Genomic DNA, 22,879 nt, shown 5'->3' on the forward strand with positions numbered 1-22,879 from the left:
CATTATCAGGGAAGAATATGATTATCGTAGGCAAAGCTCACGAGGTGGGTAAGACTTTTTACATCGAAACGTTTGTACAGCGGAATAATTCTCTTTTCAATAGCTGATTGCGACACATTGAAATTACTGGCAATTTCCTTGAATGAAAAACCTTTCGCTACCAATGCCAATGCTTCTTTTTCTTTATTCGAAATAGCGTACTGATAGAATAATGTTTTATTCAGTTCTTCTTCAAAACCAGATTTCTCGGGGCCGAAAGCAGCATAACGCATTACTTTACCGAAAGTGAGACTCCTGTTAACCTGAAAACGACCGATGATAGATAACACTTTTCCTTCTGCATGTTCAAAAACACCTACCCTCGCTACAATAGGTACTTCGGTACCATTCTTGTGCATCTTCTTCGACTCAATCATGAAACTGTATTTGTCGAGATCGCTATTGGTTTTATGAATAAACATAAGCGCCTTATCATTTACTTCATGCACAAAGGGTGCATAAGCAGGGGCAGTCATGTTTACAATCTTCAGCATGGTTATTTCGTCGTCTTTATAACCCAGTACTTCTTCCCATCCATGGGCATAAATCATTCTGCCTTTTGCAAATGAATAAATATAAATTCCTTCTTCAGGAAATTTGGGAATGGTTTCATTAAAATGTTTCACTTCCTCTGCAGAAAGGTCTGCAGGGATATCGGTGATAAACTTTTTTGAATAAGTACCTAATCCGGTGGGTGCTGTCTGGTTCATACTCGTTTACTAAAAACACTCATTTCCTGCACCTGCGTCTTTTCACAGTTGACTTGTATAATCAGTCGCTGTACTTTTGGATTCAGAAAAGAGGGGTTATTAAACCTCGTCCGTTTAACAGTTTAAAATTAGTAATCATATACTAATACACCAAGAAACTATAACTCCTCTTATCTCATTGATAATCAGGCATTAGCCTTTATCGAATAAACCTATCGGGGCTGTTACCGATCACGTCGGGGGGTGTGATCCTGTAACAGCCCTAGGGTTGAGCAAGCAATCATTAGTCCTATGGTAAGCCATTCCCCCATCTGAAAGGGTGGGCACAGACCCGGATAACCCTATCCGGGTCTTATTTTTTGGCATAGTTCAATAAGCAGGAAATCTTCTTTAAGCGGGATACCAGATTCAGTATAACATTTTCGATCAACCTAAATTATAAGCTCATGCCACTGGCGCAATTCAGGATTTTTTCGCCGGATGAATTTGATGTTTATCTCAACAGTTCTGTTTTTTCAAGAACGGTGAAGATTATTCAGAATCACCACACCTGGCGACCGGGTTATTCGCATCTTAGTTCTCAGCGGGGAGAAATGTATTGGCTCGAATCGATGCGATCGGTTCATATCAATGACCGAAAATGGAGTGATATTGGTCAGCACATCACCACCTTTCCATCAGGTAATATTGCATTATGTCGCCCGATTGACCTGGTTCCCGCAGGTATTCGCGGCGCAAATACAGGTGGTATATGCATCGAGCATTTTGGAAATTTTGATCTGGGTGCCGATCAAATGACCGATGCACACAGAAACTGTATCATCAGGCTGAATGCCTTGCTCTGTAAAAAATTCAAACTACAACCGAACGCTTCCACCATTGTATACCATCACTGGTATGATCAGCGGGGAAAAAGATTTTCGGAAGAAAAAATAAATTCAGGGTTGGTTGGTAATGAACAGAAGAGTTGTCCGGGTACCGGATTTTTTGGTGGTAATACCATTATGGCTGCACAGAATAATTTTTTTCCACTGATTACAGAAGCAATGAAAGATCAGGCCACAACACCTGTTGTTCAGCCAAAGATGAAAAAGGTAAAAGCTTCTGCATTAAACGTGCGTTCAGGTCCAGATAAAAATTCACCTGTTTTGAGGGTAGTTCCAAAAGAAACAGAATTGGCTGTGTACCAGGAAAGAGATGGCTGGAGCAAAATCAGCAACACTGCCAACGAATGGGTATTTAGTAACCTCTTAATCTGATCATCAAATCCAACATCAATCATGGAAAAAAATAATTTAGGATTCCTGCAGGCGAAAGCATGGAGCGGAAGAGAATGGCTGCTGACACTTTGTTTATTACTGGGTATTACTGTTCTTGTATATGTGTCGACACATATAGCCTGGAAAGGAAATCAATATGTACAACTCGATAAAAAACAATTACAACTGGTGTATAAATACCTCGCGTACGACAGCAGTATGCAGGCAAAAGACAGCATAAAAACCAGTCCCTACCTGCAACGTAATTTGTTCCTCGATCATTTTCTCAGAACCGAATTGCACCAGAAAATTAACCGGCAACAACTGAGTGAGACCATGGCTTTGCTGACGCAAATGAAGAACCAGGATATAACCGATTATTTGATCGATAAAAAATTTCTGGTAAGCAGTCCCTTTTGGTTAACGGGGAATAAAACATACCTGGAAGCTTTTTTCTGGAGCCTGATGGGCGTATTGGTGAGCCTTGTGTATTATGTAAGTATTGCCAATGCAAAAAGCCTGAATACTGCGGGTACGGAAGACAGTGGCAGTTTCGATCCGGCTGAAATATCGGGTCAGGTAGCCAAAATGTTTTACGCACCTGCCTGTACCATCGTGTTGGTATTGGGTTACCAGTATATTACAGACAGCAACGATAATATGATTGATATTTCCGTGAATAACGGGTTGATTGTATTTGCTTTTATCAGTGGTTTCTTTTCTGGCCGCGTGATGCGTTTTCTTGACCGCCTGAAAGAACTCATCCTTCCTTTTGGAACGGCTACCCAAACTACCATTACCCATACAGAAACCGGTAAAGCTGATATAACTGTTACACTTGATTTGACAGAAGCAGTTGAGAAAAGCAAAGAAGGAGCTTCCATTTCGGAGGCGGGTTTTAATGCAGCAACTGTAACTTTAAAACCATTGAATGGCAAAGAAATAATCACACTGGTAAATCCTGCCGATGACCAGTCGGATGATTTTATGGGGAAAGCAATTCCTTTTGGTAAGTATATATTATCTGCTCAACTGGCGTATAAAAAAGATGAGGACGACAGTATCATCAATTTTTCAGTGGAAGAAGAAATTACGATCAACCAGCCATTGGTTACGAAAACAATGCTGCTGCAAAGAATGACGGAGGAAGGATAATTTATTTTAGTTTGGGTTTGTTCAGCAGGAACATACGCATCCGCACATCAGTGAGCGGTCTGTCGCTTTTTGTGGGGGTAACTGCTATAGAATCCAACACCTCGAAACCCTGTAATAGTTCACCAAAAACGGTATATCCACCATCAAGATGAGGGGTGCCGCCAACTGTAGTATATATTTTTTTTTGCTCCTCAGTTAAAACTAATTTTCTGGCAGCAATGGTACTGTCCAGTTCAGTTTTTCGCCAGGCGGGTCTTTGTACAATATAGAACTGACAATTGCTACTGGCTTTTTCGGGATTATCGGTGCGTGCAGCAGCTAATGCGCCACGCTGGTGATAAATTTTCTGATCGGTCCTGAATTCTGCAGGGATACGATCACCCGGGGCTGCTCCGCCTCCAATACGTTTTTCTGCTGTTGCATTTTTACTTTCAGGATCTCCGCCCTGTATCATGAAGCGATTGATAACACGGTGAAATAATAAACTATCGTAAAATCCTGCACTTACTTTTGAAAGAAAATTATCTCTGTGCAAAGGGGTTTGGTTATAGAGTTTAACTACCATATTTCCCTTACTGGTCATGATAAGCACATGCGCTTCCTTTTTGGAAACAGCTACCCATTTTTTACTTTCTTTTACAGCCCTTTTTTCTTCTTTATCAAGTTTCCTGAAATATTTAGTTCCGCTACAGGAGCTGATAAAGAGAGCAAGAACAAGTAATAATTTATTCATTGGGTAAGATTAATGTATAAGTAATTGTTTATAATTCGCCATTCCATTCGGAATAAAACTGCTGAAGATAATTCTCCATGAATACATGTCTTTGTAAAGTCAGTTGTTTCCCTGTAACTGTATTCATCCTGTCTTTCAGGAGTAATAGTTTTTCATAAAAATGGTTAATGGTGGGTGCCTGACTGTTTTTATACGCTTCTTTGGTCATATGCAAATCAGGAGCAATGGCAGGATCGTAGATTTCTCTGTTTTTGTAACCTCCATAATGAAAGGCCCTGGCTATACCAATGGCGCCAATGGCATCGAGGCGGTCGGCATCCTGCACAACAGCCAGTTCTGGTGAATAAAAACCCTTTTCATGATTACCACCTTTGAATGATATATGGGTCACTATATTCACTACATGTGTTGCAATGCCAGCATCTACCGGAAGTGTAGCTAAAAAAGTTTTTGCTGTTGAAGGACCAATGTTTTCATCGCCATCATGAAATTTTGAATCTGCAATATCATGCAACAAAGCAGCCAGTTCTACCACCAGTAAATCAACCTGTTCCGATGCGGCAATCAGTTTGGCATTTCTCCAGACCCGTTCTATATGAAACCAGTTGTGACCCGATTCGCTGCCAGAGAGGGTCTGCTTTACATAAATAACAGTTGTGTTTATAATATCCTGGTTCGTCATCATTGTTTGGGTTCAAGTAACTCCCGTTTTGTCCAGCACTCGTCCATAGCGCCACCTGTTGATTTCTGCCCCTTGTGCCTCCAGTCGCCATTTACAAAAGAGTAGTCAAAACTTAAACTCTTGCCAACGCTCTCTGCTGTTTTGGTAAAGAAATGAATAGTTTCTGTGTATTTACCATTTTCAGTCGTATAAGTGCCTCCGCCCGTATCAATAAACTGTTTGGTTACTACATTATATGCAATCCACTGAAAATGTTTGCCCGATAAAATCTTCATGGTTCTGCGTGGATAAAACGGACTGCGTCTTTTTGATACCTGATCATTGGTATAGCTGCCTGTAATGATCCAGGCTCCTGCCAGCTCACCGGGTGTTCCATCATCGAGCCGGTCTAATTTTTTGGGTAACCCGTTCAGGCTTAACTGATTTTTTGTAATACTAAAAGACGATACCCAGTCAGTGCCAACTTTAGCACTGTCGATGCTGTTCCACTCTGTTTTCAGTACAAGTTTATCGTCTTTTACAGACCATGTTCCGCCATAAGAGGAGATAAATTTCTTTTCACTGATATTATAAGTGGCAGATGAAAAAACCTGTGGTGTAATGATAATCACTGTTTGTTCCTTACCTGAAACATATTGCCAGGCACCCTGTACAGACTTAGGGTTGTCTTTTTTTACAGTAAAAGACAGGAGCGCCAAGGTGAAAAGTAAAATTATACTGCAGTAGCTACCGGTAATATTTTTTTTCATACGCTAAGCTTTCTATAAATATAAGCAGCAGATCTGAAAAATCGAACCAGATTCATTTTTCGTATCTAAAACAATTGGCAGGAGTTCTGTTCCATTAATTTATCTTTACCCTATTCCTATTATATATGACAATAACTCCACCCGTTCCCGAAAATGAAATGCAGCGAGTGATTGAGCTGTCTGAGTTTGATCTCGATTATTCTTCACTGGATGAGCAATTTAAAGAGCTAACCAAACTGGCGGCGAAAGTGGCGGGTACAGATATATCGCTGATAAACCTGATCGACTCTTTCACTCAATGGTCGGTTAGTAATTACGGACTGGATATACAGCAAATGCCCAGAGAAGATTCTGTTTGTCAGTATACGATTGTAACAGAAAATTTCTTTGAAGTAAAAGATCTTTCTGCTGATGCAAGATTCAGGGATAAATTCTATGTAAAAGATGATCCCAATCTCCGGTATTATTTTGGTGTTCCACTACAGGCAGATAATGGCATCCAATTAGGGGCTCTCTGTGTACTTGATACGGTTGGAAAAGAAATCAGTCCAGAAAAAGTAGAAATGCTGAAGATCATTGCGGATGAAATTGTTAACCGGCTAATGATAACCCGTGTTATTAACGGACTGAAAAACCGGGTAAAAGAAGCGAGAGAAACACAGAAAAAGGTAGCACACGATATACGCGGCCCTTTGTCGGGTATAGTTGGGCTGGCACAAATCATCAGCGAACAGGGTAATGAAAATAAACTGGAGGAAGTACTGCAATTGGTGTCTATGATACAGAAAGGCGGGCATTCGTTACTTGAGCTGGCAGATGAAATATTGAGTTCAGAAAAGAAAAAGGAAAATGCAGCAGAGCCGGGTTTAAATGAATACAATCTCCTGACTTTTAAAGAAAAGATTGAAAAACTATTTGCGCCACAGGCTGTCAATAAAAAGATTTTATTCTCTGTGCTGGCCGATGCTAAAACAGATGATATTCCTTTCTCAAAAAATAAATTATTGCAGATCACCGGAAACCTGATTTCTAATGCGATCAAGTTTACACCGCTTAACGGATGTGTAACAGTTGCATTATCAATACAGATTACAAAAGTAAAACACCTTGTTATTAAAGTGAAGGACTCAGGTAGTGGAATGGACGCTGCTACTGTACATGAAATCCAGAAGGGAGAGGCAGAATCATCTGATGGTACAGGCGGTGAAAAAGGTTATGGGTTTGGTTTGAAACTGGTTAAGCATCTTGTTCATAAACTTAATGGCAGTATTACAATCGAATCTGAGCAAGAGAAAGGGTCATCATTTGAAATTCGTTTACCAATCAGCTAGTAATCACTGGTATTGTACAAATCCATCAACTTTATTAAATCGGTTTCTGTCTTCAGGTTTAATTGATGTTCCTGAACGAGTTTTGATAATTTACCTGCCTGTTGTGCATTAATAGCAACAGGTATATCCTGTGGCGATTTGGGTAATTTAATCATGCCTCTACTATCATTGTAAATATAATAGGTTGGAGACTGTTCATATTTTCTTGTGGGAACCGCCTCATGATAAGCGCGTGACTCAGACCAGTAAAGGGTAATAACTTTTAGGAGATTGGTTTTGCCAGGATGCAGCAACTCATAATAACTTTTTTCTGTCTGTTTATCGATCGCAGGAAGACCCGATAAAACCGTTCTTTCCTGGCCCGTCGTTTCATCTTCAAAAACAACCCTGTACACCGGTACAGAAATAGCAAACAGTTTCTTTTTTTCATCCAGCACTACAATCTCATTATTCTCAAGATCCAGGTTTGCGGGAATATTGGCAATGGCTTTGTTGCGATCGAGGTAAATGGTAGCATTGACAAATTGCTTTAATAAAAAAGGAGAGCCTTCAGTTTTTCTATTGTTTCTGTTCCTTTCTGGTGACCATAATGGTAAATCACCAAGGTTGGGTGCTGTAATTGTGTTCTGTGCCTCGGTAATTAAAACAGAACCAAGCATCAGAAAAAAACAAAAGAACCTTTTCATATTGCTGATTTATACCTGAAATATACAACATTACAACTGTAAAACATGTTAAAATATCTGCATAAGATATTGTGCCTTTATAATGAATTGTAATAAGCAAAAAGCCTGGTCAAATCTGCTTCATTTCTTGATTTTAGCTGATTGGTGCGTATATAGCTATTGAGTTTGTCTTTCTTTTCTTTTTCAAATAAACCAGGGATATCAGAGATAGATCTTGGAATTTTTACAAGCCCCTGTGCAGGCAAAAACACATAATAAGCAGTGGTTTGTTCATATACCCTTGTAGGTATGGATTCAGAATAACCCCTTGATTCTGAAAAATTACTTTGGTAAGATTTCAGTAATAAAACTGTGCCTGAATCAAGTAATTGATAAAAACTGCGTTCAGTTAAACGATCTATGGGGCTGAAACCAGATAAAAAGACTTTCTTTTCATTTGTTTCACAATCCTTAAATACCACACGTGATACAGGAATGTTTACCGCCATTATTTGACTGTCTGGCGATTGGAAAATCAGTTCACTGGTTTCGAGATTAATATTGGCTGGTATATTGTTATAGCTTTTACCACGGGTTGAAACTATGCTTGCATTGCAGAAATCTTTCAGTAGTAACGGGCTTCCTTCCATTTTATAATTCTTGGTAAAACCATCAAGAATGCGGCCATTGGCATCGCGCATAAAAAAATTGATTTCACTGGGCCCCTGGGCATTTATAATACTGGGTGCTAAGAGCAGAATCAGGTAAGTAGCAAATTTCATGTTACAGTTTTTATAGTAGGCAGATCAATTCATCATTAGATACACAAAAATGAAGCCAGATATGAGCAACCACCAGGCCATTGCAGTAAGAATAGCAAGTCCAAAGGATTTGACTTTACCCCTGGTGGTAAATTCACCCATAAAATGGTAATAGAAAATAGTTCGGTACAGTATTTCAAACAAAACAAAAATATAACTGGCAGATTTTAGTCCGGGATGAATATGTAACAAAGCCAGTATTGGTGAATAAATCATACACCGGACGAGATTGGTAAAACCGATGAGGTAGAGGTTGGCTACAAGGTGTTCGGTAAAATTATAAGGTCCTTTCAGGTAAACCAGCCATATCAGCAAACTGATAAATGGTGCTGCAAACATGGCGACGAAATTCGAATACTTAGCAAAGAAGCGATTAATAGGGGCCATTTTGCGAGCCATGTTTTGCTGTTCGGCCGAAATGGTAGTTTTGCTTTGCTGAGTGGTATAACTATTGGATTTGTTGCCTTGTCTTATTGCTGTATTTGAATAACTCAACACACTGTTCATAAATACATACAAGGCGGCAACGATGAGAAAAAAATTCAGTGGAGGAAAATATTTTTTTCTTTTGCCTGTTACGAATTCCCTGGCAACAGTTCCGGTTTTTGTAATCAATGCGCGGAGTAACTGGAAAATACCCTTATCAGCATGTGTGAAATAGTGTACTACATCATGCCATATATCATGCAGGTTAAGTCTTTTTAAAGCCGCTTTTTGTCCGCAGTTGGAACAGAAATGCTGTCCTTCGAGTAGCGGATGATTACAGTTTAAGCAGTTGTTCATGGTGTTTACGAATATAAATAAGAATGACTGTTTTTTCTATTCTTTATGATGAATTAATAGAACTGTAATTCACCTACCTTTCAAGAAAATTCTTATGGATCAGGGAAAAGCGGCTTTTATACGGGAAGGGTTTATAACCTTACTCGATCATTTATCACCAGACGCAGAAGCAGTATGGGGTAAAATGAATGCACAGCAAATGGTGGAACATGTAACGGGTTTCTTTATGGTATCAACAGATCGGCTGCATTTTCCATTGGTAACACCCGAGGAACACCTGCCCAAATTCAAGGAGTTTTTATTAAGCGATAAACAATTTAGGGAGAATACAAAAGCCCCTGTTTTACCGGAAGAACCACTACCAACAAGACAACCCGATCTGGCATCGGCCGTTCAACAACTCAGGAATACGATTGAAGCTTTCTTTGTCTATTTTGAAGCCGACCCTGCCAGAACAACTGCTCATCCGGTTTTTGGCTGGTTAAATTTTGAAGAATGGGTACTGCTGCATTATAAACATGTAACCCATCATGCCCGCCAGTTTGGGTTATTACCACGATGATTTTGTGTTGGAATACAGCCACAGATTCACAGAGTATTGTTTTAAAATCTGTGAATCTGTGGCTTTAATTAATTACAATCTTCAACTAAAGCTATCAATCGTTAGCTTTGCCATCTAAACGATAGAAATGGCAAAACTTGAAAATTATATCCTTGGAAAATGGATCACTGGAGATGGTGAGGGGCAGCCCCTTTTTAATGCAGTAACCGGTGAGCAGATTACAACAGCATCAACAAAAGGAATTGATTTCAAAGCTATATTGGATTACGCAAGAACCAAAGGTAATCCCGCTCTTCGGAAAATGAGTTTTCATGAACGTGGACTCATGTTGAGAAGTCTTGCCCTTCATTTAAGGAATCATCTCGATCGTTTTTATCAGGTAAGTTACCAGACCGGCGCCACCAAAGCCGACAGTTGGGTTGACATTGAAGGCGGTATTGGTAATTTATTCTCCTATGCATCTTTACGCAGAAAATTTCCTGATGAAGCATATTGTCTCGATGGAGAGCAACATATTTTAGGTAAGGGCAGCACTTTTATGGGACACCATTTACTGGTGCCCAAAGAAGGCACAGCCATTCATATTAATGCATTTAACTTTCCGGTATGGGGTATGCTGGAAAAAATTGCAGTAAACCTTTTGGCCGGCGTACCTGCCATTGTTAAACCGGCAACTGTAACATCCTATCTTACAGAAAGTGTAGTAAAAGAAATTATTGCTTCCGGTATTCTTCCAAAAGGCGCACTGCAATTGATTTGTGGAAGTGCCGGTGATATATTACAACACGTAACAGAACAGGATGTGGTAACTTTTACCGGTTCTGCTACAACAGGATTAATGTTGAAATCAACACCCGCTATCCTGGGTAATAATGTTCCCTTTACGATGGAGGCCGATTCGCTTAACTGTATTGTATTGGGCGATGACGTAACACCCGATATGCCTGAGTGGGATATTTTTCTGAAAGAAGTACGAAAAGAAATGACCACTAAATGCGGACAAAAGTGTACTGCTATCAGGAGAATTTTTGTGCCGGAAAATAAAATTGAAGACATACAGATTGCATTGGGTAAAGCCCTCTCACAAACTACGATTGGTAATCCGCTGAATGAAAAAGTAAGAATGGGTTCACTGGCAGGCTTATCGCAAAAGGAAGAAGTAAAGGCACAGGTACAGAAATTGCTGGCTTCCTCACAAATTATTTATGGATCACTTGACAGTGTTGAATTGATTGATGCAGATGCAGCCAAAGGAGCATTTATAAGCCCGATATTATTACTGAATGAAAATCCTTTTCATTCAAAAGAAGTACATGAAGTTGAAGCATTTGGACCGGTTTCAACATTAATGCCATACAAGCATATAGATGATGCTATTGCACTGGCAAAAATGGGAAAGGGTTCATTGGTGAGTTCTGTAGTTACAGCCAACAGAAAAATAGCCAGACAATATGTATTGGGTGCGGGCCCATATCATGGGCGTATATTGGTACTGAACCAGGAATGTGCCAAAGAAAGTACTGGTCATGGTTCACCTTTGCCATTACTGGTGCATGGCGGTCCGGGAAGGGCAGGCGGCGGTGAAGAGATGGGAGGTATTCGTGGTGTGAAACATTATATGCAACGGGTGGCTATTCAGGGCTCGCCTGAAATGATTACTGCTATCAGTAATGTATACCAGGCTGGTGCAAAAGGTAATACAAATGGCATCCATCCTTTCAAAAAATATTTTGATGAATTGCAGATTGGTGATCAGTTGCTGACTGAAAAAAGACTGATTACTGCTGAAGATATTGATCGGTTTGCAGACCTGAGTGGCGATCATTTCTATGCACACCTGCGTGATACTGATTTCTCTGGCACCATGTTTGAAAAACAAGTAGCCCACGGATATCTGATTATGAGCATAGCGGCGGGTTTGTTTGTAAGTAGCTATGAAAAAAATCCGGTTCTATTGAATTATGGTATTGACGAACTGCGTTTTACCAAACCCGTTTATCCGGGTGCAGAAGTGCAGGTAAGATTTACCTGCAAAGAAAAAATAAGACAAGAGAAAAAAGAACCTGCAGATATTGATAAAGGTATTGTTAAGTGGCTGGTAGAAATTATGGATGAAACAGGTGAAATTACAGGTGTAGCCACCATTTTAACAATGGTGGAGCGGAAAGCATAAAAAGATTAATTAACTTTAAAATACAGTTGGGTTTATTGTATTTTATCAAGAGAACAGAGCGATTATGATCGAAGAAATTAAAGAAGGCTATGTAAAAGTAGAAAGAGAACATGGTATTGCCACGATTGAGTTTTATCATCCGCAACGCAATTCTCTGCCCGGACAAATACTGGATGCCCTGGCGAAAGATATTCATAGTGAAGGATTGAATCCTGAAACAAAAGTGATCGTACTAAGGTCGGCTGGAGAGAAAGTTTTTTGTTCCGGTGCCTCATTCGATGAACTGGCATCTATTACCAATGAAACACAGGGGTCGAAATTTTTTAATGGCTTTGCACAGGTTATAAATGCCATGCGTACAACTCCTCAACTCATTGTTGCCCGTATTCAGGGTAAATGTGTGGGTGGGGGTGTAGGTATTGCTGCTGCTGCCGATTATGCCATTGCTGCAGAAGGTGCTGATGTAAAACTCAGTGAACTGGCTGTAGGTATTGGTCCATTTGTAGTAGGACCTGCAGTTGAAAGAAAAATCGGCATTTCGGCTTTTTCGCAACTGGCTATTGATGCATCTATGTGGCGCCCGGCCGATTGGGCCCGCCGGAAAGGACTTTTTGCTGAACTGCATGCCGATGTGGCTGGTATGGACGATTCTATTAACCGGCTTACTACCACTTTATCGCAATCGAGTCCTGATGCAATACGTGAGATGAAAAAAATATTGTGGTCGGGTACAGAACATTGGGACGAACTGCTGAAAGAAAGAGCCAAAATAAGCGGCAGGCTTATACTCAGCGACTACAGTAAAAAAGCCATAGCCCGCTTCAAGGAAAAGCAGCCATGAGTGGGGTAAAAAGATTCGGAGAAGAGAATTTTATTTCACTTTGTGATGAACTGGCTGTTATTGATAAGAGTTTTCAGCAAATCATTGATGAATATGGTTATGCTCCGTGTTGGAGCCGTAAGCCAACATTTTCTACACTCATTCACATCATACTGGAACAACAAGTGTCGCTGGCTTCAGCCAAAGCTGCATTTGATAAGTTGCAATTATATACAGGAGCCATCAATCCGGAAAATATTTTACGCCTTTCTGATGAAGAAATGAAAGCCTGTTATTTCAGCCGGCAAAAAACAACCTACGCACGCTGTTTGGCAGAAGCGGTGTTAAGTGGTAATCTTGATTTGGAAAGCCTGATATATAAAGATGATGATACCATTCGTGTAATACTCACAAAAATTAAAGGTATCGGTAACTGGACCGTTGATGTTTTTTTGATGATGTGTTTGCACAGTCCAGATATTTTTCCTTTCGGAGATATTGCTTTGGTAAACAGTCTTAAGCATGTAAAACAGCTTCCGTCGCATACAACAAAAGAAGAACTGCTATCCGTTATTGAACCATGGAAACCATACAGAACGATTGCTGCTTTTCTGTTATGGCATGCCTATATCTGCAGAAAAGGAATCGTTTTTAAGTCAGCGTAATAAACCAGCAGACCAGTCAACAGCATACCTGGCTTTCAAATATTTGATACGTAAGCTGATTAATTTTTCAGCCGTTTCAATCACTTTATTTTCTCTGGTATTAATGAGGAATAAAGAACTCTCTCCATTCCTGAATTTGAGGTATTCGGCTGTTAAGATGGTTTGAAAATTCTTGTAAGCCTGTTCACTGATTACTAATTGTTGTTGCAGTTGACTTGTTTCATTCAGGTATGATCTGAGTTTGTTTTCAGTTTCTCTTCTCTTGAGAGAAAGTTCATAAGAGGTTTCCTTGATTTTAAGTACAGATTTCCTGTACTCGCCCCTGCCTTCTCTGATGAATAAAGGCAATTTAAAATCAATACCCCATACATAATTATTCTGAAAAAGGGCGCTGTTCCATCCCTTGAAAACGTTGTAACCCCTGTTAAGCAGGTTGGCCTTCAAATCGATGGAAGGTAAAATATTCTGTTGCTTTAGTTTTCTGTCGATTTCAAGTGCATTCAACTTGAAATCATATATACGCAATAGGGGGTTTGCCGTTAAAGCCTGTTGTATGATAGCTGATTCATCGGGCAGAATAACATATTTTGAAAAGCCCGTGGTATCGGGAATGTATGTTGGTGAGAGGAGATAAGTACTGTCTCTTTCATCCCATATATAATTAGACAAATCAAGTGTGCTGTTAGTATACTGGAGCAGGGCTTCATTCTGTAAAAGTTGAAATTGCTGCACCTGCGTAAGTGCTTCTATGGTATCTACTGAAGCTCTTTCGCCATTGTAAAAACCTATTTTTACGAGTCTCAAACGATCCTGAGCAATTGTTACAAATCTTGAATAAATCCGGAATAATTGATACCTGCCCGTCCACTGCCAATAAGCCTGATAGGCATCAAATAACAGGTTATTGAGTGCATTTAATTGTTCCTGTTCACTTTGTTCACGCAATACACGCGCCTGTTGTAAAGTAGCCCTTCTTTTATCAAGCAGTAAACCTTTGGCTACAGGTAATGTTAAGCCGAGATAGCTGGTTTGTCCGGCTGTGATTTCTGAACTTAAAAACTGACCTCCATTATTTTCAATTCCTGCTTTAATATCGGCACCAATCCAGGTAGGGATTTTTATTTCAGGGTTGGTATAGAAATAATAATTTTTTCCATCAAATGTTTTTCTGCTGGCATCCATGGCAACTACAGGATCGAAACCTCCTTTGGCACTTAATAAATCTGCATCAGCTTTTTGTATGCCAATTTGCGCTTGTCTGGCCATAGGGTGATTGCTGCGTACCATTTTTATAAAATCGTCAGCATAAAATACCTGTGCATTGCAATAACAGGTAAGCAGTAATCCAAGAATACTATAGATTAATTTCATGCTGCCTTATTTTCCGATACTGGTATTTGGGTTAACGGGTTGATAGTATTCTGGTGGGAAGCCATTTATATTCCGCCATAATTCGTAACCAACAGTTACATCTTTCAATAATGCAATACCGTTGGCGCCACCACCAATACGCAATTGTGTAGGCCAGCTCTTTTCATTTGGGTCTTCTGTTACCAATACCCTGAATTTACCATTACTGCTTACAGAATTTTCGATGGCCGTTACAATACCACCGAATGTGCCATAAGAACTGGAGGGCCAGCCACTGAATACGATCGCCGGAAAACCATCGAACACAAAGCGAATTTTTTGTCCTCTGGAGAGCAGGGGTAAATCCATTGGAGTAACAAACATTTCAACCGCGTACTGAATTTTATCGGGGACTACTTCAACAATCATATCGCCCTCTTTCAACAATTCCCCGATCCCGGCTTTACGGGCTTTTGTAATTTGACCACTTTGGGGGGCAGTAACATAGTAAAGTTTATTTCGCATATCATAATTAGCATAGGCATTTTTTAGCTTTGCTACTTCAGCATCATTACTGGCTTTATCAGATATGGCACTGTATTGTTCACCCCTGGCTTTGGCGATTTTGTCTGTATAATCCTGTACTACTGAATTTTTTTCAATCCGGAGGGCCGTTAGTTCCTGTTTACTCTGTAATAATTTATTTTCGGCGCCGATTCGCTTGGCAGTGGCATTCTGAAAATTTATTTTTCTTCTCTCATAATCTATCAGTGCAATTACACCACTGTCTAACATTGCTTTAGCCGCATCAATTTGTCTTCTGGCAATATTCAGTTCATTTATTACGGCACTGAGGTCTATACTATCGCTTTCTACTTTTAATTGCTGCTGCCGGAGTTTAATATCCAATTGTGAGAGTTTAAGTGTTCTTCCTTCTTCCAGCGCCGCAATCTGTTGTACGGATGTTTGTGCCTTATTTTCATAACCAGCCCCGGCGTTCTCTTTGGCAGTAATCTGGATACCTGTTCTTTCAAGTAATGCGGGATCGAAGTATTCTACTTTTACTTCACCTAATTGTAAAATAGTATCACCCTGCTTAACAAAATCGCCTTCTTTCACCCACCATTTTTCTACTTTTCCACCAATAACTGAGTTGAGTTGCTGGGGTCTTTGTTCCTGTCTTAAAGTGGTAATTAAACCTGTAGCCCGGATATTTTGTGTCCAGGGTAAAAACATCAATAGAATAATTAACACAAGAGAACCCCAAAGCCAGTTTTTTACCCTGCTTCTTCTCCCGATATGGTAGATGTTTTGAAATGAGGGGATGTTAGTATTATTTAATTCTACTTCCGGTTCACAGGTAAGGTATTTACTCATATGATCATGCATTGAGTTGTTTAGAAATGGTTTCCCAACTGCCAAAGGCTGTTGCTTTTCCTTGCGTCAGGTATAATACTTTATCGCACCGCATTGCTACTTCCTGATCGTTGGAAGTAATAATAACAGTCGCTTCCCTGTCTTTTTTAAGAAAATCGAGTACCATCATCTTATAATGATTTTCAATTCCGTTGAAGGGTTCTTCCAACAATACAAGTTGCCTCTTACCCAGCAATGCTCTTGCAAGCAGAATACCTTTACGGGTTTTTGTAGGCAATTTTTTACCGGTAGGGTCAAGCTGTGTATCGAGTCCTTGTGGTAATGATTCAAGAAAAGCACTTAATCCGCATTTTTCAATTATATCCGTAATATTAGCGAGGGTAATATCTTTATTGCCCATAGTGATATTCTCCCATAAGGTTCCCTGAAATATATCCTGCTGACTCAACAAAATGCCTGTTGAAGCCCTCAGGCTATTTAAATTGTAATTACCGATGGGTATATTATTCACCAACACGCTTCCTTCAAAATTTTTGAAAGCACCTGTCAATAACCTCAGTAAGGTTGACTTCCCTGAACCTGAAGTGCCCATCACACATATTTTTTCACCAGGTGCAATTGAGCAGTTGATCTGATCTAATACATACTGTTTGTCGGGATAACTAAAACGCAAATCCGTAAAACGAATGCTCAAACCACCAGTGTGTTTGTCTAATAATTCTGTTCCGCCGGTTTCAGTTTCACTGCCGGTTATTTTATCGAGTTTTTCAATTGAGGTGAGAGAATCGTATACTTTATCGAGATTAATGATAAGCTTTTCAACAGAATTCATAACAGTGAGAATTACAATCTCAGCTGCAATAAACTGACCAATATTTATCTGCTGGTCGGTAAGTAGAATTACGCCAACAATCAGCATGGTGGCTGTAATAATAACCTTGAATGTTACAAGGCTCCAGAACTGGGCCAGTAATATTCTAAAATATTTTGTTCTTGACAAAAGGTAACTGCTCACCAGTAGATCTGTTTTTTCAATATTCAACGAAGTGCCTCTGGAGTATTTAAAGGATTTGATAGACCTTGATATTTCTTCCAGCCAGGATGCTGTTTTGTATTTATACTCGCTTGCGGCCATACTGGCAGCAAAACCATTGGGTAGCGTATTACGAAGAATGATGTATAACAACAGTAATAATAAAGCACCGAAACCTATAAATACAGGATGATAGAATGATAATAGAATAATGCCAAAGAATATCTGGATAATAGCAGAGGGTACATCGAGTAGAATTTTTTCAATACCTTTTTGAAGTGATATGGTATCAAAAAAACGGTTTACCAGCTCTGGCAGGTAATAGTGATCTAGTTTTTCGATATCAAGTTTGGGGATCCGGTCGGCGAATTCAAGTGCATACCGTGTATAAATTTTCTGCTTGATCTTTTCAATGATCTGCATTTGCCGTACCTGTAGCAGGCCATAGATAAAAACACCGGCTACAACGAGAACAATCAACACTATGATAGAAGTGGAAATAGATCCTGCCATTACAAAACTGATAATGGTTTGTATACCCAATGGAAGAGATAATTGTACTAAACCAGCCAATATCGAAAAAGCGTAAATAGCTGATACGTCTTTTCGGTCTAGTTTAAGTAGTGCAAAAAATTTCCTGGCCGCACCTGATGGTGAGCCGTTTGCTTGTTGAGCCATAGTGCTGAGTTGTCAAAGAAAGTTATCGTTACTTCTAAGCAGGAACAACATAGTATCTGGTGAATTGTTCTGCGAAACAGTTCATTTTCTGTTTTTTAATACATTTTTATGAACTGGATGATAAAGGGTCTGTGATGAAAATAAATTCATCACAGACCGGTAAATTTATAAGTCGTCGTATTCGTAAAGGCTGTCAATATTGGTATTGGCAGACATTTCAAAAACGGGTTTAATTAAACCATCTTTCAATCCATATACCCAACCATGTAAATGAGGGCGCTGTTCATTTTTCCAGGCGCGTTGAATAATGGATGTTTTTGCGAGGTGTATTACCTGCTCCTGTACATTGAGTTCAACGAGGCGATCAAATTTTTGCTGCTCGTCGGTAATGGCATTTAACTCATCGCGGTGCAGGCGGTTTACATCTTTAATATTGCGTAACCACATGTTGAGTACCTGGTTATAGTCGTGGTTTGTCATGGATGCTTTTACACCACCGCAACCATAGTGACCGCAAACAATTACATGTTTTACTTTCAGGTGTGTTACAGCATAGTCTAATACGCTTAACAGGTTTACATCTGTATGTACCACCAGATTGGCAATATTGCGGTGTACAAAAATTTCACCAGGTTGTGTATTGGTAATTTCGTTGGCCGGTACACGGCTATCACTGCAACCGATCCACAAGAAATCAGGTTTTTGAATATCTGCCAGCCTGCTGAAATATTCCGGGTCTACTTTTACTTTTTCACCCGCCCATGCTTTATTTTCTAATAATAGTTTTTCGTAAATTTTCATTTTTCTGAAGTTTGAGGAATAACAAATAAATTATGCATTGATTTACTCTGACTAGTCTTGATTTCTACTTTAATTTTTTTAAGGTGTGCGTGACAAAGAAAATTATTGACTTCTTCAATCACATCTTTATCAATAAAGTCGGCTCTTGTAGCATCAATAATTACATTGGCATTGTGGGGAACGTCTTCGAGTTTCTTTTTAACGATGGGTTTATTGAGGAAAGAAACATCTTTTCGGAAACGGATCAGGTAATTATTATCATCATTTACCACCATTACAGCTGATCTGAAATTACTTCTGATCAGGTAAAATAATCCAACACCAATACCAATCATGATACCTACGAGCAGATCGGTAAAGAGAATGGCCACAATAGTTACTACAAAAGGAACAAACTGATCCCATCCTTTACGATAAAACTCTTTAAATAAAGATACTTTTGCCAGCTTGTATCCTGTAAAAATTAATACTGCTGCCAGTGAACTCAGCGGAATTTTATTAAGGATGGTTGGAATAAACATTACACAAAGCATCAGCATAGTACCATGAAAAATGGTTGACATTTTTGATTTGGCACCTGATGAAATATTGGCGGAAGTTCTTACTACAACAGAGGTAAGTGGCAAACCACCAATAAGACCAGACACCATATTACCTACACCCTGAGCTTTTAATTCCCTGTTCGTTGGGGTTACCCTTTTCAATGGGTCTAATTTATCGGCCGCTTCAATTGCAAGTAATGTTTCAAGACTGGCAACTATAGCTATGGTGATACCAGATACCCATACATCAGGATTTTTCAGGAAAGCGATATCAGGAAAAGTTAAGAACGAAACAAAGGAACTAACATCAGTAGCTACAGGTAATGTAACCAGGTGTTTTGAGTCCAATGCATAGGCTGGTTGTGATGCTTTGAAATATTCATTCAAAATAGTTCCGATTAATACCACCACTAAAGGACCGGGAACAAGTTTCAGTGATTTTTTTGATTTAATGAATTTACTTTCCCATACCATCAATAAAACAATTGAAACTGAACCAATAATTAATGCAGTTGGTGTAATATATTTTACTGCACTGAACATGGCTGTAAAAGTATTTTCATGATCGGGCTGCAGAAATGATTCATCGCCTTCAAAATCGGCATCATATCCTACCAGGTGAGGAAACTGTTTCATGATCAGGATCAAACCAATGGCTGCCAACATTCCTTTAATGACTGAATTGGGCACATAATCGCCAATAACACCGGCTTTAATGAAGCCAAAAATCAGTTGAAACAAACCAGCCAATACTACGGCAAGCAGGAACGCCTCATATACCTGTAATTTGGTAATGGCTGTGGCAACAATAACAGTAAGACCTGCTGCAGGTCCGCTAACACTTAGTTGTGATCCACTTAATGCACCAATAACGATACCACCAACCACACCGGCAATGATACCTGAAAAGAGTGGGGCTCCTGATCCGAGTGCAATACCCAGACAAAGGGGTAAAGCCACGAGGAGGACAACAATAGACGCAGATACATCGGCACCTGCATGTTTTAAATATTTATTCATGCATTAGTTTATAATAGTAAAGATAGAAAACCAGACTAGTCGGTAAAACGATTAGCAATTGGGTGGGGGTACGTGAATTTCCGTTGTATGATTCTGCGGAATCACATCGGCGGTAACGGGATGAATGAGACCAATGCAGTCTTTCAGGTGAAACATAGAGAGCTCAGGGGTAGAAATAAAATCACTTTTTGATTCTGATTGTTGAGGCTCTCCGGAATGATCGAGACTATGGGGTATTTCTTCTGTAAACTGATTGGTATACAAAAGCTTACCCATTTGTTGAATGGGAAGGATCTGTATGGCCAGCACCAGGATCAGAAAAATATTGATAATACGTTTACCCATAATGAGTTGCAAATGTAACCGCCTGTGAAACAACATACAAGCTTAAACATTTGTTTAACAAAAAAATAAGTTACCCGTTAGTTTTGTAAACAGTTGAAAATTAGGTGATTACACGGTTACAAATTGAATAATCGGTGAAATTCTGTATTCAATAGGGGAAGACTGTCGTTATAAAAGCAGTATAACGACAGTCTCCATATCTAGATATTTAATCCGCCACAGGCACTTAATACCTGTCCGGTGATATATGAACTCATATCGCTGGCAAGGAAAAGGGTTGTATTGGCAATTTCTTCCGCCTTACCAAAACGGCCTAAAGGGATCTTTTTCAGAAAATCTGTAGCTGCATCACCATCTTTCAGGTAATGGGTCATATCGGTTTCAATAAAACCCGGGGCGATGGCATTACACCTGATATTGCGGCTGCCCAGTTCATGTGCAACAGATTTGGTAAATCCGATGATGCCGGCTTTGCTCGCAGCATAACTACTCTGACCTGCATTACCTCTTAAACCTATGATGGAACTCATATTGATGATACTGCCCGATTTAGCTTTCATCATTGGACGAATAACCTGTTTGGTCATGTTGAATACACTTTTCAGGTTAATATTCATCACGTCGTCCCACTGTTCTGCTGTCATGCGCAGTAAAAGATTGTCTTTGGAAATACCGGCATTGTTTACGCAAACGTCAATGGCGCCAAACTCTTTCAATACATCGTTAACAAAGCTCTCACTTTCTGCAAAATCGCCGGCATTGCTTTTCCAGGCTTTGGCATTAACGCCTAAAGATTTTAGTTGTGTTTCAAGCGCTGCTGCTTTTTCTGCACTGCTGTCACTCACATAAGTAAAAGCAATATGGCTGCCCTGTTCGGCAAGTTTTACTGCAATGGCTGCACCAATTCCTCTGGCCGCACCGGTAACAATCGATACTTTTCCTTCAAGTAGTTTCATAGTTAATGTATTTGATAGAATACGGCTACAAATAAAGTGAATTTATACAAGGTGTAAGACATCCTGCTGGTAAAGAAAAGGAAAAAGAAAAACAATCAGGGCGTTACCGTAGTGTCATCAGCTGTTTAATATCGTCAATGTACTTTCTGTCGTTACTGAGTCGCGGTACTTTATGTTGTCCTCCCAGTTTTCCTTTGCTTTTTAACCATTGATTAAATAAACCTGCTGGCACTGCATGTACCTGTGGAAGTGTTAATGCCATATCCTTGTAACGTTTGGCCTCATAATCACTGTTCAACGATTTGAGTGCGCAATCGAGTTCATAGGCAAACGCATCAGTTGACGCAGGATGCTCTTCAAACTCAATCAACCATTCATGCGCGCCCTTGCTATGATCGCCAAAATAAACAGGGGCAGCCGTATAATCTTTAACTACCAATCCTGTTTTTTCTGCAGCCATAGTAATGGCTTTATCGGAATTGTCTGCAATTACTTCTTCTCCAAAAGCATTGATATATTGTTTTAACCTGCCACTTACTTTTATCCTGAATGGGTTAAGTGAGGTAAACTGAACGGTATCTCCCACCAGGTATCTCCACAGACCCCCATTGGTACTAATAACAAGCGCATAGTTTTTACCCATTTCTACTTTATCAAGACCAACGGTAAGCGGGTCTTTTTTCCCGTATTCTTCTACGGGCATAAACTCATAAAATATGCCGTGGTTTAAGAAGAGTAACATGCCTTCTTCATTTGGGTCGTCCTGTGCAGCAAAAAAGCCTTCACTGGCATTGTACATTTCAAGATAGGTACAATCCTCCCCGATTAGTTTTTTAAACTGTTCGCGGTAAGGAGTAAAAGATACACCCCCATGTATGTACAATTCAAGATCGGGCCATACTTCTTTAAGAGTTTGTTTGCCAGTAATCTCAAGAATACGTTTTATCAAAACCAAAGTCCAGGTAGGAACACCTGAAATAGAAGTAACGGTTTCAGGGATAGTAGACTGGGCCAGTTTTTCAATCTTTTCTTCCCATTCATCCATGAGTGCAATAGAAAGTTCTGGTGTTCTGATCCAGTTTGCCCAGATGGGGGTGTTTTGTAAGAGTACAGCACTCAGATCGCCATAATTTACTTCCTCATTTATTTTACTGATCTGGTGGCTGCCACCAATAACCAATCCCTTTCCGGTAAGCAAATGACTTTCATTGTGGTAATTATAATACAGTGTGAGTACGTCTTTTGCGGCCTGGTAATGACAGTCTTCCAGGCTTTCCTGTGTAATGGGAATGAATTTGCTTTTATCGCTGGTAGTGCCGCTGCTCTTGGCAAACCAGTTTACAGGGGTGTTCCACAAAAGATGCTGCTCACCCTGCATTAATCTTTCGATATAAGGTTTCAGATCATCGTATTCATGAATGGGAACTGACGCTTTGAATTTGCGGATATTAAAAAGAGAGGTAAACCCATACTTGCGGCCAAATTCTGAGTACTGTCCATGTGTTACAAGGTCTTGCAGCACTTCTCTCTGTGTGGCTATGGGGTCAGTAATCCATTGCTCAATGCGCCAATGCCTGAACCGGGCCAAACGTGATATAGCAGGACTGAGCAGTTTCATGGTTGATAATAG

Annotated in this window: 22 protein-coding genes; 7 read left to right on the forward strand and 15 right to left on the reverse strand. The window is 39.8% G+C overall.

Features of this window, described 5'->3' with window-relative positions; translation table 11 throughout:
- Window positions 1-5: 5 nt before the first annotated feature.
- On the reverse strand, window positions 6-749 hold the full coding sequence (locus tag KXJ59_RS03710) for a LuxR C-terminal-related transcriptional regulator (protein WP_295201289.1): 744 nt from the start codon (window positions 747-749) through the stop codon (window positions 6-8).
- Between the two features lie 446 nt (window positions 750-1,195).
- Here KXJ59_RS03710 and KXJ59_RS03715 point away from each other — a divergent pair, with 446 nt between their 5' ends.
- Both KXJ59_RS03715 and KXJ59_RS03720 read left to right on the forward strand, forming a co-directional pair.
- Window positions 1,196-2,008, forward strand: a complete 813-nt coding sequence (locus KXJ59_RS03715; RefSeq protein ID WP_295201291.1) for an amidase — start codon at window positions 1,196-1,198, stop codon at window positions 2,006-2,008.
- Window positions 2,009-2,029: 21 nt separating this feature from the next.
- Complete coding sequence (locus KXJ59_RS03720; protein WP_295201293.1) at window positions 2,030-3,163, forward strand: hypothetical protein; 1,134 nt, start codon at window positions 2,030-2,032, stop codon at window positions 3,161-3,163.
- A gap of 1 nt (window position 3,164) precedes the next feature.
- Here the strand turns inward: KXJ59_RS03720 and KXJ59_RS03725 are convergent, their stop codons facing one another.
- From KXJ59_RS03725 to KXJ59_RS03735, 3 genes are read right to left on the reverse strand one after another with little or no spacing between them, the layout of a single operon-like run.
- Window positions 3,165-3,896 carry a peptidylprolyl isomerase gene (locus KXJ59_RS03725; RefSeq protein WP_295201294.1) on the reverse strand — a complete coding sequence of 244 codons (732 nt, stop codon included), beginning with the start codon at window positions 3,894-3,896 and terminating at the stop codon, window positions 3,165-3,167.
- Window positions 3,897-3,924: 28 nt separating this feature from the next.
- Window positions 3,925-4,581 carry an HD domain-containing protein gene (locus KXJ59_RS03730; protein WP_295201297.1) on the reverse strand — a complete coding sequence of 219 codons (657 nt, stop codon included), beginning with the start codon at window positions 4,579-4,581 and terminating at the stop codon, window positions 3,925-3,927.
- Window positions 4,578-5,327, reverse strand: a complete 750-nt coding sequence (locus KXJ59_RS03735; protein ID WP_295201300.1) for a hypothetical protein — start codon at window positions 5,325-5,327, stop codon at window positions 4,578-4,580. The genes KXJ59_RS03730 and KXJ59_RS03735 overlap by 4 nt, the downstream gene beginning before the upstream one ends.
- A 125-nt stretch (window positions 5,328-5,452) precedes the next feature.
- Between KXJ59_RS03735 and KXJ59_RS03740 the strand changes: the two genes are divergently transcribed.
- The gene (locus KXJ59_RS03740; protein ID WP_295201302.1) at window positions 5,453-6,658 is read left to right on the forward strand and encodes a GAF domain-containing sensor histidine kinase; all 1,206 of its coding nucleotides are present in this window, start codon (window positions 5,453-5,455) and stop codon (window positions 6,656-6,658) included.
- Here KXJ59_RS03740 and KXJ59_RS03745 read toward each other — a convergent pair.
- From KXJ59_RS03745 to KXJ59_RS03755, 3 genes are all read right to left on the reverse strand, one after another.
- Entirely contained in the window at window positions 6,655-7,344 is a 690-nt protein-coding gene (locus tag KXJ59_RS03745; RefSeq protein ID WP_295201303.1) for a hypothetical protein, read from the reverse strand. The two genes, KXJ59_RS03740 and KXJ59_RS03745, sit on opposite strands and share 4 nt — an antisense overlap.
- Window positions 7,345-7,421: 77 nt before the next feature.
- Window positions 7,422-8,105, reverse strand: coding sequence for a hypothetical protein (locus tag KXJ59_RS03750; RefSeq protein WP_295201305.1), 684 nt, complete (start codon window positions 8,103-8,105; stop codon window positions 7,422-7,424).
- Between the two features lie 24 nt (window positions 8,106-8,129).
- Window positions 8,130-8,927 carry a DUF3667 domain-containing protein gene (locus KXJ59_RS03755; RefSeq protein ID WP_295201307.1) on the reverse strand — a complete coding sequence of 266 codons (798 nt, stop codon included), beginning with the start codon at window positions 8,925-8,927 and terminating at the stop codon, window positions 8,130-8,132.
- 94 nt (window positions 8,928-9,021) lie between these two features.
- Between KXJ59_RS03755 and KXJ59_RS03760 the strand changes: the two genes are divergently transcribed.
- The 4 genes from KXJ59_RS03760 to KXJ59_RS03775 all read left to right on the forward strand — a co-directional run bounded on the left by KXJ59_RS03760 (window position 9,022) and on the right by KXJ59_RS03775 (window position 13,147).
- Window positions 9,022-9,489 (forward strand): DinB family protein, encoded by a 468-nt coding sequence (locus tag KXJ59_RS03760; RefSeq protein ID WP_295201310.1) that lies wholly within the window; start codon window positions 9,022-9,024, stop codon window positions 9,487-9,489.
- A gap of 127 nt (window positions 9,490-9,616) precedes the next feature.
- Window positions 9,617-11,662 carry a phenylacetic acid degradation bifunctional protein PaaZ gene (gene paaZ, locus KXJ59_RS03765; protein WP_295201312.1) on the forward strand — a complete coding sequence of 682 codons (2,046 nt, stop codon included), beginning with the start codon at window positions 9,617-9,619 and terminating at the stop codon, window positions 11,660-11,662.
- Between the two features lie 64 nt (window positions 11,663-11,726).
- Complete coding sequence (locus KXJ59_RS03770; RefSeq protein WP_295201313.1) at window positions 11,727-12,503, forward strand: enoyl-CoA hydratase/isomerase family protein; 777 nt, start codon at window positions 11,727-11,729, stop codon at window positions 12,501-12,503.
- On the forward strand, window positions 12,500-13,147 hold the full coding sequence (locus KXJ59_RS03775; protein ID WP_295201316.1) for a DNA-3-methyladenine glycosylase 2 family protein: 648 nt from the start codon (window positions 12,500-12,502) through the stop codon (window positions 13,145-13,147). Before KXJ59_RS03770 ends, KXJ59_RS03775 begins: the two co-directional genes overlap by 4 nt.
- Here KXJ59_RS03775 and KXJ59_RS03780 read toward each other — a convergent pair.
- The 8 genes from KXJ59_RS03780 to KXJ59_RS03815 form a co-directional block, all read right to left on the reverse strand.
- A complete protein-coding gene (locus tag KXJ59_RS03780) occupies window positions 13,139-14,518 on the reverse strand; it encodes a TolC family protein (protein WP_295201319.1) in 1,380 nt (459 codons plus the stop codon). The two genes, KXJ59_RS03775 and KXJ59_RS03780, sit on opposite strands and share 9 nt — an antisense overlap.
- A 6-nt stretch (window positions 14,519-14,524) precedes the next feature.
- Window positions 14,525-15,874, reverse strand: coding sequence for an HlyD family efflux transporter periplasmic adaptor subunit (locus tag KXJ59_RS03785; protein WP_295201320.1), 1,350 nt, complete (start codon window positions 15,872-15,874; stop codon window positions 14,525-14,527).
- A 4-nt stretch (window positions 15,875-15,878) separates the two neighbouring features.
- Window positions 15,879-17,585, reverse strand: a complete 1,707-nt coding sequence (locus KXJ59_RS03790) for an ATP-binding cassette domain-containing protein (protein ID WP_295201322.1) — start codon at window positions 17,583-17,585, stop codon at window positions 15,879-15,881.
- A gap of 165 nt (window positions 17,586-17,750) precedes the next feature.
- A complete protein-coding gene (locus KXJ59_RS03795; RefSeq protein ID WP_295201324.1) occupies window positions 17,751-18,386 on the reverse strand; it encodes a carbonic anhydrase in 636 nt (211 codons plus the stop codon).
- Window positions 18,383-19,948 (reverse strand): SulP family inorganic anion transporter, encoded by a 1,566-nt coding sequence (locus KXJ59_RS03800; RefSeq protein ID WP_295201325.1) that lies wholly within the window; start codon window positions 19,946-19,948, stop codon window positions 18,383-18,385. Before KXJ59_RS03800 ends, KXJ59_RS03795 begins: the two co-directional genes overlap by 4 nt.
- A gap of 51 nt (window positions 19,949-19,999) precedes the next feature.
- Window positions 20,000-20,329 (reverse strand): hypothetical protein, encoded by a 330-nt coding sequence (locus tag KXJ59_RS03805; protein WP_295201327.1) that lies wholly within the window; start codon window positions 20,327-20,329, stop codon window positions 20,000-20,002.
- 164 nt (window positions 20,330-20,493) lie between these two features.
- Complete coding sequence (gene fabG, locus KXJ59_RS03810; protein ID WP_295201329.1) at window positions 20,494-21,249, reverse strand: 3-oxoacyl-[acyl-carrier-protein] reductase; 756 nt, start codon at window positions 21,247-21,249, stop codon at window positions 20,494-20,496.
- 103 nt (window positions 21,250-21,352) lie between these two features.
- Window positions 21,353-22,867 carry a GH3 auxin-responsive promoter family protein gene (locus tag KXJ59_RS03815; protein ID WP_295201330.1) on the reverse strand — a complete coding sequence of 505 codons (1,515 nt, stop codon included), beginning with the start codon at window positions 22,865-22,867 and terminating at the stop codon, window positions 21,353-21,355.
- Between the last annotated feature and the right edge of the window lie 12 nt (window positions 22,868-22,879).

The organism is Sediminibacterium sp., from assembly GCF_019264485.1.
Taxonomy (GTDB): Bacteria; Bacteroidota; Bacteroidia; order Chitinophagales; family Chitinophagaceae; genus Sediminibacterium.

What these genes read in the sequence shown, in the direction of transcription:
- KXJ59_RS03745 (WP_295201303.1), bottom strand. Translation starts at nt 7,344, where the DNA reads ATGAAAAGGTTCTTTTGTTTTTTTCTGATGCTTGGTTCTGTTTTAATT.
- KXJ59_RS03760 (WP_295201310.1), top strand. Translation starts at nt 9,022, where the DNA reads ATGGATCAGGGAAAAGCGGCTTTTATACGGGAAGGGTTTATAACCTTA.
- KXJ59_RS03805 (WP_295201327.1), bottom strand. Translation starts at nt 20,329, where the DNA reads ATGTTGTTTCACAGGCGGTTACATTTGCAACTCATTATGGGTAAACGT.
- fabG (WP_295201329.1), bottom strand. Translation starts at nt 21,249, where the DNA reads ATGAAACTACTTGAAGGAAAAGTATCGATTGTTACCGGTGCGGCCAGA.
- KXJ59_RS03780 (WP_295201319.1), bottom strand. Translation starts at nt 14,518, where the DNA reads ATGAAATTAATCTATAGTATTCTTGGATTACTGCTTACCTGTTATTGC.
- KXJ59_RS03800 (WP_295201325.1), bottom strand. Translation starts at nt 19,948, where the DNA reads ATGAATAAATATTTAAAACATGCAGGTGCCGATGTATCTGCGTCTATT.
- KXJ59_RS03770 (WP_295201313.1), top strand. Translation starts at nt 11,727, where the DNA reads ATGATCGAAGAAATTAAAGAAGGCTATGTAAAAGTAGAAAGAGAACAT.
- KXJ59_RS03730 (WP_295201297.1), bottom strand. Translation starts at nt 4,581, where the DNA reads ATGATGACGAACCAGGATATTATAAACACAACTGTTATTTATGTAAAG.
- KXJ59_RS03725 (WP_295201294.1), bottom strand. Translation starts at nt 3,896, where the DNA reads ATGAATAAATTATTACTTGTTCTTGCTCTCTTTATCAGCTCCTGTAGC.
- KXJ59_RS03740 (WP_295201302.1), top strand. Translation starts at nt 5,453, where the DNA reads ATGACAATAACTCCACCCGTTCCCGAAAATGAAATGCAGCGAGTGATT.
- KXJ59_RS03795 (WP_295201324.1), bottom strand. Translation starts at nt 18,386, where the DNA reads ATGAAAATTTACGAAAAACTATTATTAGAAAATAAAGCATGGGCGGGT.
- KXJ59_RS03815 (WP_295201330.1), bottom strand. Translation starts at nt 22,867, where the DNA reads ATGAAACTGCTCAGTCCTGCTATATCACGTTTGGCCCGGTTCAGGCAT.
- KXJ59_RS03785 (WP_295201320.1), bottom strand. Translation starts at nt 15,874, where the DNA reads ATGAGTAAATACCTTACCTGTGAACCGGAAGTAGAATTAAATAATACT.
- KXJ59_RS03790 (WP_295201322.1), bottom strand. Translation starts at nt 17,585, where the DNA reads ATGGCTCAACAAGCAAACGGCTCACCATCAGGTGCGGCCAGGAAATTT.
- KXJ59_RS03735 (WP_295201300.1), bottom strand. Translation starts at nt 5,327, where the DNA reads ATGAAAAAAAATATTACCGGTAGCTACTGCAGTATAATTTTACTTTTC.
- KXJ59_RS03775 (WP_295201316.1), top strand. Translation starts at nt 12,500, where the DNA reads ATGAGTGGGGTAAAAAGATTCGGAGAAGAGAATTTTATTTCACTTTGT.
- KXJ59_RS03755 (WP_295201307.1), bottom strand. Translation starts at nt 8,927, where the DNA reads ATGAACAACTGCTTAAACTGTAATCATCCGCTACTCGAAGGACAGCAT.
- KXJ59_RS03750 (WP_295201305.1), bottom strand. Translation starts at nt 8,105, where the DNA reads ATGAAATTTGCTACTTACCTGATTCTGCTCTTAGCACCCAGTATTATA.
- KXJ59_RS03720 (WP_295201293.1), top strand. Translation starts at nt 2,030, where the DNA reads ATGGAAAAAAATAATTTAGGATTCCTGCAGGCGAAAGCATGGAGCGGA.
- paaZ (WP_295201312.1), top strand. Translation starts at nt 9,617, where the DNA reads ATGGCAAAACTTGAAAATTATATCCTTGGAAAATGGATCACTGGAGAT.
- KXJ59_RS03710 (WP_295201289.1), bottom strand. Translation starts at nt 749, where the DNA reads ATGAACCAGACAGCACCCACCGGATTAGGTACTTATTCAAAAAAGTTT.
- KXJ59_RS03715 (WP_295201291.1), top strand. Translation starts at nt 1,196, where the DNA reads ATGCCACTGGCGCAATTCAGGATTTTTTCGCCGGATGAATTTGATGTT.